We start from the raw sequence: 19009 nt of genomic DNA, 5'->3' as shown, positions 1-19009 counted from the left end.
TGCGTAAATCCTAAAGTAATAAGTAACAAATTACTAGTTACTAGTTACAAGGAGAACATAACAAGTTTTGGTGATAATTTCACAGCCAAATTACAACTTAATAAGTTATACAGCTTGATTGTGAGACAAAAAGTCCTACTTCCCATAACTTGTTACTTATTACTCGTTACTTGTTACCCATTACTTATAGCGGTTTATAGCTTAATGAGGTACACATTATTTTTTGCCTCTTCCCTCTTTCCTCTTTCTTATTATCTGCTCCCTGCTCCCTGCTCCCTGCTCCCTAAAACCCATAAATTTGTACCTCACAAGTGGTAGAATTGCTATATTACTTATTACTTATTACTTATCAAGGAGGTGATATCATGGCCATGAGCCTAAGGCAAAAGAAAAAAATGTTCCGCCGCAAGCAAGATGCCCTCAAGCGTAGCGGTGGTGCTACAAATAACCGACAGAATAGGGGTTTATCACCACCGATTAGTAGGGGCGATCGCTCATCTGGTGCAGGTGAGGCGCGTCAAAAACGGGCAAATACTATACTGAATAGCGATTCTGAGTCCCTTACAGTAAGCAAACCACCTAGTTTAAGGCTGCAAGATGCCAGTGGGGATGTTAGTAAAGCTAAACAAAAAAAAGAACCAAAGCCCACATACGACATTGGTAAAGGTCGGATGATCTATCCTGTAACCAAGGGAGGAGTTACCCAATACCTACCTGTCCGGAGTCAAGCGAGTGATTCCGAAATCAATTCGGGTGCATTTGTAGAAGACGCAGCGGTGCGAAAACAACCTGTGAATACCATCTCAGATGGCTCGAAGTTTAAGCGTCCTACCGTCAAGGATGTTAATACTGGTCGGACTTTATTCGCCACCACTACTACGAACAGTAAAGGTAAGGAAAAAATCGAATATCTCCCCCGACAAAGTGAAGCCACAGCTTTGGAATTGAGTTCCGGGAAATATATTCCTGAGAAATCTCCCATCACGGGGGAAGAGTTGAACCAACCACCCAAGATTGACTCAGATAATAGCGATCGCAAATTGTTTGCTACTTTGGCTGCAGATGGGAGTGTTCAATACTTTCCCAAAAAAAATCAAGCTACTGCCAAGGAATTGGCGGAAGGTCGATATCTTGAGGGTTTTGCAGCCAAAGACCCGGTAAATCAGATATTAGATTCATCTGTACTTGGGGATAAACGTCCCACTGTGAGGGATGTCAACACTGGTCGGACTTTGTTCGCTACTGAAACCACTGGTTTGCTTGGGACAAAGAAGACTGAATATCTCCCCCGACAAAGCGAAGCTACGGTTGACGAATTAAATGCCGGGAAATATATTCCCGAAAAAGATTCCATCGCTGGGGAAGAGTTGGAGCAACCACCCAAAACTGACCCCGAAAATGGCGGACGCAAATTGTTTGCTACAAAAGGGGCGGATGGTAGTGTCCAATACTTCCCCAGAAAAAATCAAGCCACGGCTATGGAATTGGCGGAAGGTCGCTATCTTGAAGGCTTTGCAGCCAAAGAACCGGTGAATAAGGTCAAAAACCCGTCGGAATTGGGTAATAACCGTCCGACTTCTACGGAGGCTAGAACTGGTCGGAAGTTATATGCCACGGCGGTTTTGGACAGTGACGGTAATGAAAAAAATATCGAATATCTCCCCCGCCAAAGTGAAGCCACGATTGAGGAATTAAATGCCGGGAAATATATCCCGGAAAAAGCCTCAATCGCGGGGGAGGAATTATACCAACCACCCAAAACTGACCCGGATAATAGCGGACGCAAACTTTTTGCCACAAAAGCGGCGGATGGCACAGTTGAATACTTTCCCAAAAAGAATGAGGCTACCCCACAGGAACTGGCTGAAGGTCGGTATCTTGAGGGATTTGCAGCCAAAGAACCGGTGAATCAAATCGAAGAGGCAGGGAATTTTAACCGCCCGACTGTCAAAGATACCAACACGGGACGGACTTTGTTTGCCACGACGACCACAAACTGGTTTGGGAACAAGAAGACGGAATATCTACCCCGCCAAAGTGAAGCCACAGATGGGGAATTGCTTGCGGGGAAATATATCCCCGAGCAAGATTCCATTGTGGATGAGGTGTTGAACAAGCTGCCAAGATATGACTTTGGCAATCAGCGGGATCTGTTTGCGGTGAAAGCAGATGATGGTAGTACGGTGTATTTGCCGAAAAAGAGTCAAGCCACGGCTAAGGAGCTTTTGGAAGGAGAATATGTGGAGGATGAGGCGATTAGTCAAAATGCTCCCCTTGGTCCTGGTAATGCTATGACCAATGCTGCACCAAAGTTTGATACTGATAACAATCGCAAAATTTTTGCGGTAAAGGATAAGGACGGTAATACGACCTATCTACCGCGAAAAAGTAAGGCGACTTCCCAGGAGAAGGCTCAGGGGTTATTCATTCTTGATAATGTGGTCGATGAATATGAAGACAAACGTCGCCGGACTGCCCTCAGGGATGACTCCGCCAATATTGCCCAGCGCCGCGCTCAGCGGGCAGCAAGGCTGGTGGCGCGACCCGTCGCACTCTCCCTACCAAGCAAGTGAGTGAAGCTAAGGAAACGATTTATTCTCGCCATCGAAATCAAAGCAGGATACTCAAAAAACAAAGCGAGACGTTAGAGGTAAGTTTTTAAATCAAAACTTAAGCGTATTTATTAACAAAACATAAATCAACCTTCTCACAAATGTTATGTATAATCTTCTACAAAACCATTGGAGTCCAAAATGTCTTCTAATACAAAGTTTTCTAATATAAAAAAAAAGCATAGTGGTACCACAAAAGATTCGTCATGTCTGGATCATTGACCAAAGCCAAAGGATGGCTTGTACCTATTTTTGTGGGGACAGTGCTTAGTTAGTACCTCTGGGATAAAACAGACAAACATACATCATAAGGATAAATCGGAATAATGTCGTCACGTAACAGAAAAAATAAAACACAAAACAGTGGATCTATTGATAATTTATCACAGTTATCAGTCAAAGACCGCGTGAAGAAATGGCCTCCTAAAAGAACTGATCAAACAACAGCACAATCAACTAATGAAAATTCGCAATTATTGCCAGGCAAAACCAAGAAGCAAAAGCGAAAAGATGAAATAAACCAACGACTACAGTTCAAGAAGCAGGCTGACAGTAATGTAACTAATGACAAACAGGAAAATACTCTGACATCAGTTCCTCCTAAGAGCATAGAAGATGAGGATAAAGAGAAGACAAAAGCACCCCCTTCAACAACACAAGCCACTGGTCAACAACAGTCACAACAACAAGCAACAATTGCCGACGACCCGTTAAAATTTGATGTAAAAAGTTCGGTAGGCTTTTTTACGAAAGACTTGTTAGACACACTCCTCAACTCTTACACCACAGAAGATGTAAAGAAAGCTGTTAGGAAAGCATGGGATAACGGTAAGTATACAAACCCAAACTTAACATTCAACTCAGTTCCGCAAATTATCGAAGCCGCATACAGAAAGACAGGCCGAAATAAGGCAAAAAAAGCGAAGGAAAAAGTAAAAAAGGATAATGCTGACAAATCACCCGACATCGAGGATGCCAAATATACGACGACAGTTTATCGCGCTGACAAACGAAACGCTGAACAAGTAATGCAGGATTCCGGTTTTCATGGATGGGGAGGAAGCATGTCGATAGAACATGCTAAATCTTGGGCCAGCAATGTGTGGATTAAGTGGAATGATAACCAGAAAAAAAATTTTCTACAGGAATGGAAAGCACAAACTAGCGCTGAGAGTGACCAAACCAATTTTGTCGCCACTGGAGAATCCGAATCCCAAAAAGGGGGAAATGAGTATCGGATCAAAATCCCGTTAAACCTCCCTGAGCGCAAATTAGTGGAGTCCGGCAAGGGTAATGCATCTGCAGAAAAGATATTAGCTCCAAGACAACCCATATTAGTCCATGACGCAGATACATTAGAAGAGTCTTCTATTATTGCAATTGCTGGAAGGGACGAGGTGGTGTTTCTTACAGGCATCGCGACAAAATACATAGAAGTGTTTGATAAAGAAAGCAACACATATAAACCAATTGACAATGCCGATGTTTAGTTTGTTTGGTGCATTCGCAACCGCGTAACACACTAAACTTATAACCGTTCGGTTAAGAAATTGATCTGTTGAGACAGGCAGGGGGAGCAGGGGGAGCAGGGGGAGCAGGGGGAGAAAAAAACCAGTAATCGGGCTTATCCGAACCGTATTGGGGGAGGAGGGAGTGCAGGGGTAGCGGGAGAAAATATTGCTTATAAGTAACAAAAGTACAAATAAACCAGCAATAAAGCATTTATTAAGCTGATGTGCAGCTAAATTATATAATCCAAAAACTTGGAGGTTTTGTAGTGCAAGCATCTTGCTCGCTTGAATTATAAAGCATTATGACTAATCACACCACCAAAATCAACTGGCGGGACAAAATCAAAACCCTATACCAAAAAGATATTAATCCCCACGAAAGACATGATTACATTACTTTTATACGGGATAAATTCTTCCCAAACCACAACCTAGCAGACAACAAACCAGTCATCGCAAATCTACCAACAACGACTATCCTACAATTAATCAAAGCCTGCAAACACCTAAAGGACTGGCCATTAATAATTTATTGCTGCGAGGAATACCAAAATCGTCTGGATAAAACAATGTCCAGCAATAACCTACCACCTCACGCCATAGACAACCTACGCTTGCTCAGCAGAGCCTATCAACAGCTAGGCATGTTTGAAGCAGCAGAACAAACCTTGCAACGGGCAATCCAGAGTGGCGATCGCCAGCCATTACTCGATGAGTACCGACAACAGCAGCAATTAGCTAACAGCTTACCCAAAGGAGTTGAAGCACTCCGCTCTGACACATTAATACTTACTCCCTTACAAACTTACCACGAAGAGGATTTCTTATGGCAATACGCCGACCCCAATATTGCGGAATTGTGTAACCTACCGGACTTTGACGAAGAAGACTGGCAGGAATGGCTAAAGACAAACCAGACCAAATCAACAAAATATCAGTTTGCTGTCAACCATAAATATTGGGGGTTTATCGGTTCTGTAGGTCTGGAAATATCTCAACGGATTGGCTTTTTTTACTACTGGTTAGGTACAGATTTTCAAGGAAATGGTTATGGGTCTCAAGCGGTAAGGATTCTGCTTGATTGGGCTAGCCGTTATTTGGGTTTGCGCTGTTGTTACGCCAAAGCCTATAAACATAACATCTGCTCCAAAAAAGCCATGGAAAAAATCGGCTTTCGACCTTTACCATTCAAAACGACTATTCCCGAAAGAGAGGACTATGAGGAAGAACTGTTTTATTGGGGAGAACATCAAACCGATCGTCTTTCATTATCCGAAATCAACCGGTTTTTTATGAGTCTAGGTTTCAATGAGCGGGTAGTTCCTTCACAACAGAGTAGCAACGGATATCGCAGGAATTACAGACCTGACTTTTCACCCAATGTACAAAAGTCTACTCCAAACCTAACCCCCCAGCCCCCTTACCCTCATAAGGGTAGGTTTTTAACAAAGACGTGAGGTGTGGGGTGTGGGGTGTGGGGTGTGGGGTGTGGGGTGTGGGGGATAAGAAGGCGCTGCATCGCTTATTCAGGTGCGACCCGTGGCGAATTTAATAATTAGATACGGAAAGCGCACCTAAGTTGTTTTCCTTTTCCTCTACCTCTGATCAGCCCCCGACCGGTAGGCGGTTGCGGGTGGGTTTGACCCTAATGTAAAAAACCTACCCCTGTGAGGGGGTGATGGGGAGATGGGGAGATGGGGTGAATTTTGGACGAATACTCGGGATTTTGGGGAAATTTATCTAACCTTCCTCGAAGGCCGTTAACAAATTGTTAGTGATAAAAGTTGATTGAAGGCGGCTAATTCGTCAGATTTTAATGACCTTATTTGGGCATTCTTCGGTAAATTTTAGTTTATTTCCCTATCCCCCTATCGACTTTTATCGTTAACTTACTAAAGTTTGAAATAGCCCATGGTGACTTAAAGGGGTTAATTTGACCGAAACAATTGCGAAAAATTAATCATTATAATAACTAATTTAGGTGAAGTCGCCTGTGAGCAACGACTTCACCTAAGGAAAGTGGGATGGGTTAACAATTGCCTCCACAAGCAATTTTTAGTCAAAAAATCGGTCTATTATTGGTCAATCTACGGATTCTAAAGGTGCGCTTTCCGTGATGGCGTTCGCTTAGCGTGACCTACGGTCAAGGGATTGCTCGCCATCACGGGTCGCACCTAAAGGTATCGTAGGGATTGACACCTGTGGTAGATGTATTTTTTCAACTGTTGGAGTGTAACCCAGCCATTGTAGGGACTGTTGGGCAAACTGTTGAGGACAACCGCTGACCCCAAAGCGAGTTGGTCTTGGCTCCCCAGTATTCTTCCCTCCAATTAAATCCAGTTCTTGAGCAGCAGCAGCAACAACGTATTTTGCTGGGTCTACCAATTTAACGTCTGGGGGTAATATTTCCCGCAGGATCGGTTCTAGATGGGGATAATGAGTACAGCCATAAACTAGGGTATCGATTTGGGCTGCTAGCAAAGGTTCTAGGTACTGCCGTGCTACCGCTGTAGTGTAGGGTTCGCACAAGCGATTTTCCTCCACTAATGGCACAAACTCCGGACAACCCACTTGCCAAACCTGAGCAGTTGGTTCAACCTCTAAAATAGCATTTCGATAAGCATTGCTGGCAGCCGTAGCTGGTGTAGCAATCACCCCAATCCGACGACCTTGGTGGAGCGCCGCACGGGCACCTGGTAGAATCAGCCCTAGCATTGGGATGTCAAACTCACTACGCAGAGTTTCCAATGCCAGAGCCGAACTGGTATTGCAGGCCATCACCACCATTTTGACATCCTGTTGCACCATCCAGCTGAGAATCTCGAAGCCGAACTGCACGATTTCATCCGCAGACCTGGTACCGTAGGGTAGCCGTGCGGTGTCAGCAAAGTAAATAATTGATTCGGATGGTAGTTGTTTGTATAGTTCCCTCAGAACGGTCAGACCCCCCACACCACTGTCGAAAATCCCGATAGGACGACTCTGGGGTTGAGTTCGAGAGATCAAAATTGGGTTATTGATCATTGGTTAATAATTGGCACCTACCCACCCAGGGGCAATAAACAGATTACTTGGGTTCGCTCAAAACAAGAAAATCGTTAGATTATAGGTTAGCAATTATGAATTAAGAATTGACACAATATTAGAACTCAACTTAGGTCAACCGATTCTGCCGAATATATAGGAGGATGCCACGAGCGATCGCTCTAGCCATCTGGGTGCGATAGGCGGAAGTTTTCAGTTTAGCTGAGTCTTCATAGCCAGTTAGAAAACCAACTTCTACCAAAACTGCTGGCATGGAGGTTTTCCTGAGCACATAAAACCTCGCCCGTCGGGTACGTCGGTCACGAACATCCACGCTCCGCAAGATAGTGTAGTGGATGGTTTGGGCAAGACTCTGACCAGTAGAGTAGTAGTAAGTCTCTAATCCATTCACATCCGGTCGCTTACCCCCGATAGCATTGGCGTGGATGCTGACAAATAAATCAGCATCAGTCCGTTCTGCCACTTGAACTCGTCCATCCAGACTGATGAATCGGTCATCTGAGCGAGTCATGACAACCTGGATCCCCTGTTTTTCCAACAGCGCTTCCACCTGTCGGGAAATCGACAAATTAACATCTTTTTCTTGTATACCCCCAAGCCCAATAGCACCAGGGTCTTTGCCACCGTGTCCCGCATCAATGACCACTACCAGGCGCTCTTTGGGAACCCGACGTCTGGGAATTGGTGGGCGAGTCCGGTTAGGCGGTGGCACAGGAATCGAGTGAGGCGGTGGCACAGGAATCGAGCGGGGGGGTATCCTGGTTGGCCTGCGTGATATCAATGGTCTCAGTTGCAGAGCCAACAGCTGATCATTGAGCTGATTGAGGCTACCAATCCGGGTACCGTTTGATGGCTGTACCAAAATCAGCACCGTGTTTTTGTCCTCCTGCCGCACCATCACTTCTGATACGGGACTAGTGGTATTAAGTTGAGGGCCACTGAACTTCTCAGCTAGTTTGGCATTCGGTATAGTAATTTGGTAAGCCTTTGAACGAGGATCCCATTTGCTAGTGGCTCTGACCCGTTGGTTAGCCTTAATCAACAGCTGAGTCTGATTACTAGCCAGTTCCACTGACCCAATGGTGGCTAACTTACCGATATTAGCCGAGCCACGAGATTGAATCGGTTTCGTTGGCACTTTGGATGTTGGTCCATTATCTAAGCGTTGAGCTGGGATTCCCCTAGGGAAAATCAACACCCCTCCCAATCTTTCACTGAACGATGCCAGCCAATCAGGGCTGTCACTATCCACATTCAGGGTCATCCGGACAATCGGTGGGGACTCTTTTTTCTTTTCAAACTCGATTTTGCTAACCCCGTAGCGATTTACATCCAAATCCTCCCCTAACAAACTCTCGGGAATCGTAACCCCTTCTAGGTCGATGTTAATGCGGCGGTTATTGCGACTTCGTTCGATTTGAATGATAGGTTTCCCACCATCGGTACTGACAAAAAATCCATTTCTATTGATCTCAAAGCCTTGGCGGCGAATCCCCGGATTGGATCTCGGAATAGTTGGATTTGATCTTGGAATAGTTGGCCGTGGTGGAGGGGATTGAGTGCGAGTCGGTGGCTGAGCTGGTGGTAGAGATGGCGGTGCTGGGTTAGGCAGAACCGGCAATGACCCTCGATAAGGCTGAGGTAATTGTACAGTCCACTGATTGGGGCTAATACCCCTAAATTTTACCTGCTGGGGGTCTATAGTGTAACCAGGAGCCAATTCAACCACAATCCGAGTGGTTTGTCTCTCAAATTGACCCACTCGCACTGCTCGAATCGCCCCGCTTAGACGCTGATTTGTTGATGGACCTCCGACGTTAATTCCCGGTAAATCAATCACTAACCGGGTAGGATTAGAAATGAGTTGGGCTGTGGGTTGTACACCCACATCAGTGGTAAATTCCAGGCGATTCTGATTGCGATCATATTGCCAAAATAGTAGTTCACGGGCTTGAGCCGCCAATGAAAATAGAGAAAATGTCAAAGAGCTGGAGAGTAGCAGTAGCCAGCGAAACCTCACAATTATTACTCCTGTATCATGTATCTTAGGTAATTGGTTATAGCAATTGGTTATAGCAATTGGTTATAGCAGCTGTTAGCGGTTAAGTATTAGACCCTAACAGCTGCCTAGAGTAGGCTATAGTTAACCGCTAATCCCTAACCGCTCACGATGAATACCCCTAATTAATAGCCCAGTCAACCAATGTAAGCGTCTGTTTGACTAATAAGATTAATCAGATTAATCTTATTAAAACCGTTAACAGACTCGGACGTAGAGTAGCTTGGTTAAGTTTCAAGAGTTTCAGTATACACGGGTTTCTCTGAATCGAAAATTTGGTTTTAGTTAACACACTTAGCTGTGTCAAATCTTAAAGCATACACAATCAACTAAATTGAACAGGATTCTTCAAGAATCCTGCATCAATAATTGTCTTCACTCAGCAAGCTCAGATACCATTAGAAAAAGTCTCAAGACTCTCCAGCTGTTTCCACCTGCTCAGATGGCTCTTGAAAGACCAACCGCAACAAAGGCGGAGCAATAAAAGTCGTTAAGATAACCATCATGATAATCGCTGCTTCAGTTGCTTCTGAAAGAGCACCACTTGCTGAACCAACACCAGCAAAGACTAGCCCCACTTCACCTCTGGGAATCATGCCAACCCCAATAGCCAGACGGTTAATTCCTGATTGACCAAAGACTGTCAATCCTGTGATCACCTTACCAAGAATTGCCACCACAATCAGGAAAGTTGCCAAGATCAAACCCTCGCGATTACTGGGAACTGCTGGGTTAAGCACACTCAAATCAGTTTTGGCTCCCACTGTAACAAAGAAGATGGGCACAAGTATATCTGCCACTGGTAGGACCTGTTCTTCCAATTCTCGACGCTTATCCGTTTCTGCTAAGACCAGCCCAGCAGCAAAGGCTCCTAAAATGGCTTCTAATTGGATAGCTGTGGCAATATAGGACAAGACAAAGGCAAAAATGAGTGCTGTCAGTAATACCTGACCTCGGGTTTTCATTTCCTTGACCAAGGCCACGAAATACGGACCAAGGAAGCGACCGATTAGAATTGCTCCAACTAGGAAGACACCAGCACTAATAATCAAATAGATCACATTAGTGATCACGACTTCCCCAGTTTTTGCCAGACTAGCCACCACAGCCAGGACAATAATTCCTAAGACATCATCGAGTACGGCAGCACCAATGATAATTTGCCCTTCTTTAGAACTCAGTTGTCCAATTTCTGCTAGGACTTTAGCGGTAATCCCGATACTAGTGGCAGTTAGGGCAGCACCAGCAAAAATAGCAGGAACAGCAGAAATATGAAATAGGTAAGCTAAACCAGCAGTACCAGCAGCAAAGGGAACAACCACCCCAACTACAGCTACTACAGCGGCCTGCGGACCAACACGGATCAGTTCTTTGAGGTCAGACTCTAGTCCAATTTCAAATAACAGGATGATCACGCCGAGTTCCGCTAAGACGGAAATCACCTCGCTAGTAGACTGAAATACTGAGTTGGTAGCTTCTGGGGTTAGACCAGCGGTAGTTTGGAGAAAGCTCATCATTACGGAATTGCTAGCCGCACTGCCCCCTTCTGGGAAAACTAGCAGATTTAGGGCAGAAACCCCGACAACTACACCACCGACCAATTCCCCTAATACCGGTGGTAAGTTAATCCGAGCACAAATTTCGCCTCCGAGTTTACTGGCGAAGTAGATCACCACTAGACTCAATAGCACTCCTGCAAGAACCAGTGAACCGTTTTCTGCTTCATTAGCAGTGGCTTCAGTTGCTGTTGCCAATAGGGATGGGAGAGGGTGTTCAGGGGGGAGTAATGGTAACGGGGTGAGGAGATTCACCCAGGCAGTTGTATCAGCCATGTAGTTGCGAATAAATCATTCATTATACTTTACAAAAATTATGGCAATCCTTGAGCCTCTAAGGTCTAGTCAGGGGCTCAAAATAAGCTAGTACTCTGTCAATTTAGTTTTGAGGGTTAGGTGTTAGGTGTTAGGTATTAGGTTTCAGGTGTTAGGTCTGAGGTGTTAGATGTTGGGTTAACTTCTGATATTTAATGCCTAAGCGTATCGTGCCTAAGCGTATCGTGCTATCATGCCTAATCAAGCCCATGGGAAAGGACCAGTGTGTCTAGGATAAGAACAACCCGATGGCTTAGTTAAAATAACTCATGGGGAAAATCATCACATCTTAACCTTTCGTATTCTTTGAGAGCCCACTCATTCTCTTCAGTGTATTTCGTTACCAGCTTAATGCATTGCTGTCTACGTCGATCCTGCTGCTGAGCTTTTTGTTGTGCTTTTTCTCTGGCTATGCGTTGAGCCTCTTGCTGGGCTTGTCGTCTGACTCGTTGAGCCTCTTGCTGGGCTTGTCGTCTGACTCGTTGAGCTTCTTGGTGGGCTTCTATGGTAGAAATTTTCGCATCTGCCCTGTCTATAATTGGTTCAACTTGCTTTTGCCAATAGCCAGTGGTCACCCTCCTAGCGTTTTGCTTAGCCTGTTGCCATTGACCTGCCTCCAGGGCTTGAAGTGCTTGTTTGCGAATCGATACATTCACAGCCCACTCTTGTTTCCATTGGGCAATGGTCTCCGGTAATCTTTGACGAATTAGATTAGTTTCAGGAATGACCTGAGTTAGAGCAATGGCTTCATTGAGCTTCCCTTGTTCCTGATACAGCTTGGTAGCTTTCTGAAATAGGCTGTTAGACCACTGATCAATTAACTTTTGTGCCTCTTGGTAAGGAGCACTATCTGGGGTTAGTTTATTGGCCTCGATAATTGCGTCTTTATATTGGTTCGCTGCAGCTAGTATCTTAGCTTTGCCAAATAGTTTCTCGGCGCATTCATTGAAAATTACCTGAGTCTGTTGATATATAGGGGACTTTTCAGGAATAGTTGTGGCTTTATTGATGCATTCTTCATATTCCCGTTCTGATCGGTGCTTCTGAATCTCTTCTAAGCGTAATACTAGATTTCGATAACTTTGCCATTCTTGATATGACCAACCTAGCCCTGCACCAATGACAGCAACTGCTAGCCACATCCCTACCATTCGCAGCCATTGGTTGGTTGGGGGGGAAGACACAGGTGGAATTGAAGGTGGAAGGGATGACACAGGATTTCCTCCTGAGAGTGGATGCTATGGAATAGTAACTATACTATTTTGAACACATCTATCGGCTTTGTGCTATACCTGCAGTTCAGTAATGAGACCACTACCCCAAACCCAAAACCCCGTCAGGAATTGTGCATCTTCCCAACAGTGTCCACTCCCAACCCCTCTATAAAAGAATCCCAACAAAATTAATTCGTCTTTCAGGAAACTGTCATATTACTGCTGTAGTCTTCAAAGAAGAGTCCCAAGTCCGAGGGACAATCTGGATGGTTTTCTTGGGTACACCGAAGACGCATGAATAAGTGACACATTAAGACCAACCAGCTGGGTGCTGTTAGCCGTAAGGTTGAATCTAGATAGGCTGCAAATGAGGTTGAGGCAATTATGAATGCTCCTACTTTTCTAAATCGGCAAAACCATAATCGACAGTGGTTCCCAATGTCCCGCAAAAACCACAGGCATTTAGCACCAGTGAAGCTAGTGCCTAGAAAAAGCCACATACATTCTGTGAAAAGCCTGCGCACCTTAGCAAACTCGAAAGTGAAACAAGGGGATTACAGCAGTGCGATCGCATTGTTAACCCAGTTGATTAATCTCAATCCCACCAGTGCATCAGACTACAACAATCGGGGATTGCTGTATTTCCAAAGTGGTCAGCCTTACAAAGCTCTATTTGATTACAATCAGGCACTGCGAATTGATCCCAGATTGGACAGTGCTTACAACAATCGCGCTAATTATTATGCATCAGTTGGGCAACTGGCTGAAGCCCTCACCGACTACGAGCAAGCTATTGATCTCAATCCGGGAAATATCCGCACCTGGATTAACCAAGCGATCACCTTCCGGGAATTGGGATTGTACGATTTAGCCCTAGAAAACCTTGACATGGCTCTAATGCTAGGATGCCTGGAAGACCATGTCTATGCCCAAAGAGGGCGTACTTACCATCTCCGGGGTGACTGGAACTGTGCCATCAGCGACTATCAAAAGGCTTTGAAGTGGCTGCCATTGTCTGGTTCTTCTGATTCCTTGCGCGAGAAAGTGGAAAATTGGATCAATGATTTGCTTAAGCCACTGAGAGCTTGAAGGGATTAGTGGTTAGCTCTTGCGTCCCAAACAGCGATTCTCCCTAGGAGACGCTACGGGAGTCACGCGAAGCTTCCGCGCTTATCGGATTGGCCGTAGGCCACGCTACGGGATTGACCGTAGGTCACGCGGGGCGCGAACCCACAGAGCTTGCTCTACCGATTACCTTTAGCTCAGTTTATGCCCACCGGAAGTATAACTAATTTCCATCCCCTAAGTCTGGATCTTGCCAGACGACCTGAACCTGATTCGGATCACGTCGTAAGCTTTGCTCTCGCATTACTTTCTGGGCTTGCCTGGGGTCAAAAGAGCGACTGAATTCACGGCGCAAGTTATTCACTCGTGTCTGAGTTCGCTTCACCTCTCGTTTTACTTCTCGCAACTTGGCTTGCTGTGAGAGATGATAAGGTAATAGTTCCATGAGTGCGGTAATGGCAGCGGCACAGAGAACTAGGTTTACAAGTAACTTAGCAGTAGTTTCACCAGCAACTGCCCCGTAAGACTGTCGCTGCGGACGGTGCTTGATTCGAGGAACTCTTCGGCGAGGTTTTGATGGTACCCGAGTTGAGTCAGAGGGTTGGATTGCGTTCATTTCCGTTTACAATGCCACGCTGGTACACCAGCGCCCTTGGGTTTATTATTGGGTTGATTAGGATAGAGTTTTGAGTATGCACCTTTTATTTAGCCAGATAATTTAGCTAAAAAATAGTCTTTATGGAACAATCAAGCCCCCAAATAGACTAAGAGCTTAGCATAATGTGAGTTTGATCACATAAATTTCCTGGTTTTGACTTGAATCCAGGGGACAGGAGCTTCGAGTCAGGATAATAATTCAGAATTATTGCTTATAATATAGGAAATATCTATTAACCTTCCCAGGTAGACTGGCCTTGGCAGCCATCATTCAACTCCAATTCCCCTCCCGTTATACCCGCGTATGAAGCGCGGTAAAGGGGGCGTATAGGGTGTGGACGCAGGTGACCCACACAGCCCGGAGACGAAACCTTAAAATAAGGTTTGAAGTTACCGTAAGGAGAGTGGAGCCTTAATCAAACAGTTTTAACCCTTTTACGCATAACCGACTAACCATAAAGGCTCCACTCTCCTAAGGTTTCGTCTCTGGCCTTAATCATGGAGGCGCGCTTGACCCGTAATTAAATTCGCCATGGGTCGCGCCTCAAAGTTTTAACCAAAGGTGCGCTTTCCGTAGGCGAATTAAATTCGCCACGGGTCTTGAAGTTACCGTAAGTGTAGTGGAGCCTTAATACAATAGTTTTAACCATGCATCCTCATAGCCAGTCACCTATAAAGGCTCCACTACACTAAGGCGCGCGTCTCTGCACCTCTTTTACCCATAGCCGACCAACCATAAAGGCTGCCCCAGGGAGGGATTGCTCGCTGGGGTAACTTCTGACCCTTGGGAATTGGAGACTCAATCTGTTGCGCTTCTTGATGAGCTCTGCTAAGATTAAAAAATATTAATGCACCCAAAAGGTGCCGGTTTGCGCCCAAGCTGAAAAGCCGCTGCTAAAAGCGTAGATCAAGATGCAAGTAAGCTCAATGATTTTTTCAGAGAGTCTAGAGGCTGTTTGGATCAGCCATTAATATTTTTATGCTCTTAAGAATCCCTCACTATAATAATCGCGTGATGAGCGTGAGGGATTGTCAAGGATTTCACTAGCTTTAATGATGCTTCGCCATTGATTAACTAGTTTAACTAACCCACCCAAATCCTAGATTATGGGTGGGTTAGTTAAACTATTTTGTTTATCCTTTGTCCGCTCTAGATCTAGGCCGCTTTGGAGCAAGGCTTTGAGCTTCCCAGGATTATTTGTAAAGTTCCGTAGACAGCCGGAAGGCTAGAAATCCCGGAAGCAAAGCCAGCAATAGAGCTCCGATAACTTGCGCATCTGAAATAGCCATCGTATACAATCTCCTTTATTTGAGCGATATTCTATACCATTAACGGTGCGCTTGACCTAGGCAAATTTTATTAGCCATGGGTCGCACCTAAGCCAACTAATTGGGCTAGTTATGGAATTTTATCACAATAACTTGTCCAATCCAGATATTAGAATCCTTGTAGCTTAGGTTGATATCAAATTGGGATCACAGCTATGTACCTTGATCTTGCTGCCGGTTCGGTGTGGGTGTTGGAACCTCAGTAGGGTCCGTTGCGCACTTTAATTCTGATTAAATGTTAAGATTAATTAAGTTAGATATCAAAGTTTTAGTAATTTTGGCGATTACATATATTACATATACTAAGTTAACCCTTTAAGACCTTAATAATTTTTAATGCTAGACCAAATTCTTAACTCATCGTTTAATGTTGGGCTTGAGGCTCCTGTGGTTTTGTTGATTCTGGTGGCACTAGAAGCTGTACTGTCTGCTGATAATGCGATCGCATTAGCTGCGATCTCCCAAGGCTTACAGACCAAACAACTTCAACGCCATGCTCTTAACTTGGGCTTAGCAGTTGCCTATGTGCTACGAATCACTTTGATTCTCACAGCCACTTGGGTAGTGCAGTTTTGGCAGTTTGAGTTATTGGGAGCAGCCTATCTGCTCTGGTTGGTCTTTGAGTATTTCAGATCTGATCAAGATGAAGACCATCACCATCATGGCCCGAAGTTTACTTCTCTATGGCAGGCAATTCCGCTAATTGCTGTTACCGATTTAGCTTTTTCCTTGGATAGTGTCACCACAGCGATCGCAATTTCTGACCAGACCTGGCTGGTTATTGCTGGTGGCACCATTGGGGTAATTGCCCTGCGATTCATGGCGGGCTTATTTATTCGTTGGTTGAAAGAGTATGTCTATCTGGAGGATGCTGGCTACATCACCGTGGGCTTTGTGGGATTGCGGCTGTTGGTCAGAGCGATTAAACCGGAATTAGTGCCACCGGAATGGTTAATGGTTGCTGCCATTGCCCTAGTGTTCATGTGGGGATTTTCTGAAAAGTCTAAGACCCCAGACCTTGAGCCAATTCCTGTAGAAAACAGAAAAATAACAAGCGAGAGTTAGCCACCTAATTTATTGGGTGGACAGCGAACGCGCCCCGCGTGGCCTACGGCCAGCGCGCCGGGATTCCCATACGGCTATCGTGTTAAAATAGAATCGTGAGTAAGAACAAGGTTGGTCGCGTTTATATTTTGCGCTTTTCGGTGAGATTCCGGCCAGAAGGAGACGGGGTATATCCTACGACCATGGAACAGGCAAACAATGCAGCAAAAAGTAGTGATTTATTGCCCTGATTTGTTTGGTACAACCACTCCGAAAGCTATTGTGCAATTAAATTAAAAGTAAATCCACAGACTTTTTGTTAATCCGTTCGCGTAGCGTGGCCTACGGCCAGGGAGGTAGGGCAGTTTTGAGTCTGCCACAACAAAAGAGACTAGACTCACTCTCTAGTAAGTTTTGTAAGCGTCGTGCAGCGCGGTTTTAACCCGCGTAACGACACGACTCTTAGAATCCACGCGATTTCAATCCGTGGAGAACTCAAGGTTAGGCATTAGCCTAGGCTAAGCACTCAAAACCTAAATCAAATATTGAATATATATAGTTAATTGACGCCATAGTCAAGTAAGGGTAATGGTCTTTAATTGGTTCCACCGAAAGTCTGATGCTAGCGCAGGGTCTGCTGACAAAAAGGACTCTGATACATCTCAAGTAGAATCGGAACAAAAGGCAACAGAGCAACAACCAATAGACCAAGCTGATTCTAAATCTGTCCAAGAGTCATCCTCAGCAGCAGCTGAGGATTACCTGAGTTGGGCAAAAGCTGCCTACAAAAATGTTCAAAAGCAACAAGTAGATCAATCTCCAGAGATAGACACTACTGACAGTAAGCCAGTAGATGATTCAACGGCTCAGCCAGCAGCAACGGCTACACCGGACAAACTTCAAGAATCACAAGAGACTGAATCTCCAGCGGCTGAAACATCGGAAGGGTCTGAGGAAACTGACACGACAGTTACGGCTGAGATAGCTCAGATAACTGTTGAAGCAGAATCACAAGCAGAATCACAAGTAGAATCACAAGTAGAATCACAAGCAGAATCACAAGCAGAATCACAAGCAGAATCACAAGCAGAATCACAAGCAGAATCGGAATTAGAAGAGTCTACGGTTAGTGAAGCTTCGGTAGATACTGCTGAAACGGTGGAACCAGTAACCGAGCAATCCTCTGATCAGATGGTAGAAGAGGTAGTATCAACACCATCGGATTCAGTAAGCTCTAATCATGACTCATCTATAGCCATGACCTCGGTTGAGAATAAACCAATCCCTGAGTCAGATAGCTTGACAAGTGATATAGCTCCATCAACTGAGACAACAGAGGAAGAAACCCCCGCTTCTGCCCCAAGTTGGGCGCGTCGAGCAAGCACTAACCGACTAGCACGACTGGAACGTCTTAAGGAAACAGCCATTGAAACCCCTGAACCGGAACCTGAAGTGGCAAGTGTGATCGAGGATGAAGGGGAAGCAGAGATAGATCAAAATGTGCTTGGTCTGGCCTTTGATGATGGGTTCTTGTGGTCAGCAGAGGTGTTGGCATCTCAGGGAAGAAGTCCTGAGGATATCTCGATCGAGGAAATTAGCTGGCTCAAGCAACTGCGTCAGGGATTGGGCAAAACTCGTCGCGGGTTGATTAACCAACTAAAGGCGATTGTGGGTCAAGGCCCGTTGAATCAAGACGCGGTAATGGAGATTGAGGCGCTGCTGTTACAAGCAGATGTAGGAGTTGAGGCCACTGACTATATTATTGATACTCTACAAGCTAAGTTGCGGGAGGAGTCTCTACCAGCAGAAAAAGCGATCGCATATCTCAAACAAATCATCAGAGATTTGCTAGAGCAACCTTACAGTAACAATTACAGCCGGACCTTTGCTCCAGAAAACGATACCTTGAATATCTGGCTGATGACTGGAGTAAATGGTGCTGGCAAAACTACTACTATTGGTAAACTCGCTAACTTAGGTCAGAAGTCAGGCTACCGTTGTTTAATTGCAGCAGCAGATACCTTTCGAGCTGCGGCTGTGGAACAAGTTAAGGTTTGGGGAGAGCGCAGTGGTACTGAAGTGATTGCTAATCCTGGTAAGAATACTGATCCAGCTGCTGTTGTGTTTGATGGCATTAGTGCTGCCCAATCTAGAAATACTGAATTACTGTTGGTGGATACAGCAGGACGATTGCAAAATAAGAAAAATCTAATGGAGGAATTGGCGAAAATTCGGCGAATTGTCGCTAAAAAAGCCCCAGATGCCACAGTTGAATCCTTGCTAGTGCTGGATGCTACCTTAGGTCAAAATGGTTTACGTCAAGCACAAGTCTTCTCAGAGGCGGCAAAACTGAGTGGAGTGGTATTGACAAAATTGGATGGAAGTGCTAAAGGTGGTGTCGCTTTAGCAGTCGTGCGGGAACTGGGCTTACCGATTCGCTTTATTGGTGCAGGGGAAGGGATTGAAGATTTGCGGCCTTTCTCTAGTTATGAGTTTGTGGAAGCTTTGCTTAGTGGTTAAGTTGGTTATGACAGCAAGGGAGTAGGGAGTAGGGAGTAGGGAGTAGGGAGTAGGGAGTAGGGAGTAGGGAGTAGGGAACAAA

At 45.2% G+C, this 19009-nt stretch carries 14 protein-coding genes; 8 read left to right on the top strand and 6 right to left on the bottom strand.

The features are described 5' to 3' along the window. The first annotated feature begins 365 nt into the window (after nucleotides 1–365). From BJP37_RS18215 to BJP37_RS18205, 3 genes are all read left to right on the top strand, one after another. Nucleotides 366–2573 carry a hypothetical protein gene (locus BJP37_RS18215; RefSeq protein ID WP_143727673.1) on the top strand — a complete coding sequence of 736 codons (2208 nt, stop codon included), beginning with the start codon at nucleotides 366–368 and terminating at the stop codon, nucleotides 2571–2573. Nucleotides 2574–2938: 365 nt separating this feature from the next. After that, on the top strand, nucleotides 2939–4102 hold the full coding sequence (locus tag BJP37_RS18210) for a hypothetical protein (protein WP_075900836.1): 1164 nt from the start codon (nucleotides 2939–2941) through the stop codon (nucleotides 4100–4102). A 323-nt stretch (nucleotides 4103–4425) separates the two neighbouring features. Then, complete coding sequence (locus tag BJP37_RS18205) at nucleotides 4426–5580, top strand: GNAT family N-acetyltransferase (RefSeq protein WP_075900834.1); 1155 nt, start codon at nucleotides 4426–4428, stop codon at nucleotides 5578–5580. Between the two features lie 670 nt (nucleotides 5581–6250). On the opposite strand, the gene murI is transcribed toward BJP37_RS18205, so the two are convergent. From murI to BJP37_RS18185, 4 genes are all read right to left on the bottom strand, one after another. After that, nucleotides 6251–7147: a glutamate racemase gene (gene murI / locus BJP37_RS18200; protein WP_075900832.1), complete on the bottom strand. Its 897-nt coding sequence runs from the start codon at nucleotides 7145–7147 to the stop codon at nucleotides 6251–6253. A gap of 130 nt (nucleotides 7148–7277) precedes the next feature. Then, entirely contained in the window at nucleotides 7278–9188 is a 1911-nt protein-coding gene (locus BJP37_RS18195; protein WP_075900830.1) for an N-acetylmuramoyl-L-alanine amidase, read from the bottom strand. Between the two features lie 449 nt (nucleotides 9189–9637). Next, entirely contained in the window at nucleotides 9638–11059 is a 1422-nt protein-coding gene (locus BJP37_RS18190) for a cation:proton antiporter (protein ID WP_143727672.1), read from the bottom strand. A gap of 296 nt (nucleotides 11060–11355) precedes the next feature. After that, nucleotides 11356–12312 (bottom strand): hypothetical protein, encoded by a 957-nt coding sequence (locus BJP37_RS18185; RefSeq protein WP_143727671.1) that lies wholly within the window; start codon nucleotides 12310–12312, stop codon nucleotides 11356–11358. Between the two features lie 384 nt (nucleotides 12313–12696). On the opposite strand from BJP37_RS18185, the gene BJP37_RS18180 reads away from it, so the two are divergent. Together BJP37_RS18180 and BJP37_RS39495 are read left to right on the top strand one after the other, a co-directional pair. Beyond that, nucleotides 12697–13401 (top strand): tetratricopeptide repeat protein, encoded by a 705-nt coding sequence (locus tag BJP37_RS18180; RefSeq protein WP_070393684.1) that lies wholly within the window; start codon nucleotides 12697–12699, stop codon nucleotides 13399–13401. Nucleotides 13402–13420: 19 nt separating this feature from the next. Further along, entirely contained in the window at nucleotides 13421–13573 is a 153-nt protein-coding gene (locus BJP37_RS39495) for a hypothetical protein (protein ID WP_158069649.1), read from the top strand. Nucleotides 13574–13600: 27 nt separating this feature from the next. On the opposite strand, the gene BJP37_RS18175 is transcribed toward BJP37_RS39495, so the two are convergent. Together BJP37_RS18175 and psaM are read right to left on the bottom strand one after the other, a co-directional pair. Beyond that, on the bottom strand, nucleotides 13601–13993 hold the full coding sequence (locus BJP37_RS18175; RefSeq protein WP_075900826.1) for a slr1601 family putative cell division protein: 393 nt from the start codon (nucleotides 13991–13993) through the stop codon (nucleotides 13601–13603). A gap of 1235 nt (nucleotides 13994–15228) precedes the next feature. Continuing rightward, on the bottom strand, nucleotides 15229–15324 hold the full coding sequence (gene psaM, locus BJP37_RS18170) for a photosystem I reaction center subunit XII (RefSeq protein WP_075900824.1): 96 nt from the start codon (nucleotides 15322–15324) through the stop codon (nucleotides 15229–15231). A gap of 375 nt (nucleotides 15325–15699) precedes the next feature. Here psaM and BJP37_RS18165 point away from each other — a divergent pair, with 375 nt between their 5' ends. The 3 genes from BJP37_RS18165 to ftsY all read left to right on the top strand — a co-directional run bounded on the left by BJP37_RS18165 (nucleotide 15700) and on the right by ftsY (nucleotide 18927). Then, the gene (locus BJP37_RS18165) at nucleotides 15700–16428 is read left to right on the top strand and encodes a TerC family protein (RefSeq protein ID WP_075900822.1); all 729 of its coding nucleotides are present in this window, start codon (nucleotides 15700–15702) and stop codon (nucleotides 16426–16428) included. A 95-nt stretch (nucleotides 16429–16523) separates the two neighbouring features. After that, nucleotides 16524–16658, top strand: a complete 135-nt coding sequence (locus BJP37_RS43675; RefSeq protein ID WP_269087024.1) for a hypothetical protein — start codon at nucleotides 16524–16526, stop codon at nucleotides 16656–16658. A gap of 337 nt (nucleotides 16659–16995) precedes the next feature. Further along, nucleotides 16996–18927, top strand: a complete 1932-nt coding sequence (gene ftsY / locus BJP37_RS18160) for a signal recognition particle-docking protein FtsY (RefSeq protein ID WP_075900820.1) — start codon at nucleotides 16996–16998, stop codon at nucleotides 18925–18927. Nucleotides 18928–19009 lie beyond the last annotated feature (82 nt).

It is taken from the genome of Moorena bouillonii PNG (assembly GCF_001942495.1).
GTDB classification, from domain to species: Bacteria; Cyanobacteriota; Cyanobacteriia; order Cyanobacteriales; family Coleofasciculaceae; genus Moorena; species Moorena bouillonii.
Note: the sequence above shows the minus strand (reverse complement) of the source record. Positions and strands in the feature narration are given on the sequence as shown.

Excerpts from the sequence above, each read along its gene's own strand:
- BJP37_RS18215 (WP_143727673.1), top strand. The coding sequence starts at position 366 with ATGGCCATGAGCCTAAGGCAAAAGAAAAAAATGTTCCGCCGCAAGCAA.
- BJP37_RS18210 (WP_075900836.1), top strand. The coding sequence starts at position 2,939 with ATGTCGTCACGTAACAGAAAAAATAAAACACAAAACAGTGGATCTATT.
- BJP37_RS18205 (WP_075900834.1), top strand. The coding sequence starts at position 4,426 with ATGACTAATCACACCACCAAAATCAACTGGCGGGACAAAATCAAAACC.
- murI (WP_075900832.1), bottom strand. The coding sequence starts at position 7,147 with ATGATCAATAACCCAATTTTGATCTCTCGAACTCAACCCCAGAGTCGT.
- BJP37_RS18190 (WP_143727672.1), bottom strand. The coding sequence starts at position 11,059 with ATGGCTGATACAACTGCCTGGGTGAATCTCCTCACCCCGTTACCATTA.
- BJP37_RS18180 (WP_070393684.1), top strand. The coding sequence starts at position 12,697 with ATGAATGCTCCTACTTTTCTAAATCGGCAAAACCATAATCGACAGTGG.
- BJP37_RS18175 (WP_075900826.1), bottom strand. The coding sequence starts at position 13,993 with ATGAACGCAATCCAACCCTCTGACTCAACTCGGGTACCATCAAAACCT.
- psaM (WP_075900824.1), bottom strand. The coding sequence starts at position 15,324 with ATGGCTATTTCAGATGCGCAAGTTATCGGAGCTCTATTGCTGGCTTTG.
- BJP37_RS18165 (WP_075900822.1), top strand. The coding sequence starts at position 15,700 with ATGCTAGACCAAATTCTTAACTCATCGTTTAATGTTGGGCTTGAGGCT.
- ftsY (WP_075900820.1), top strand. The coding sequence starts at position 16,996 with ATGGTCTTTAATTGGTTCCACCGAAAGTCTGATGCTAGCGCAGGGTCT.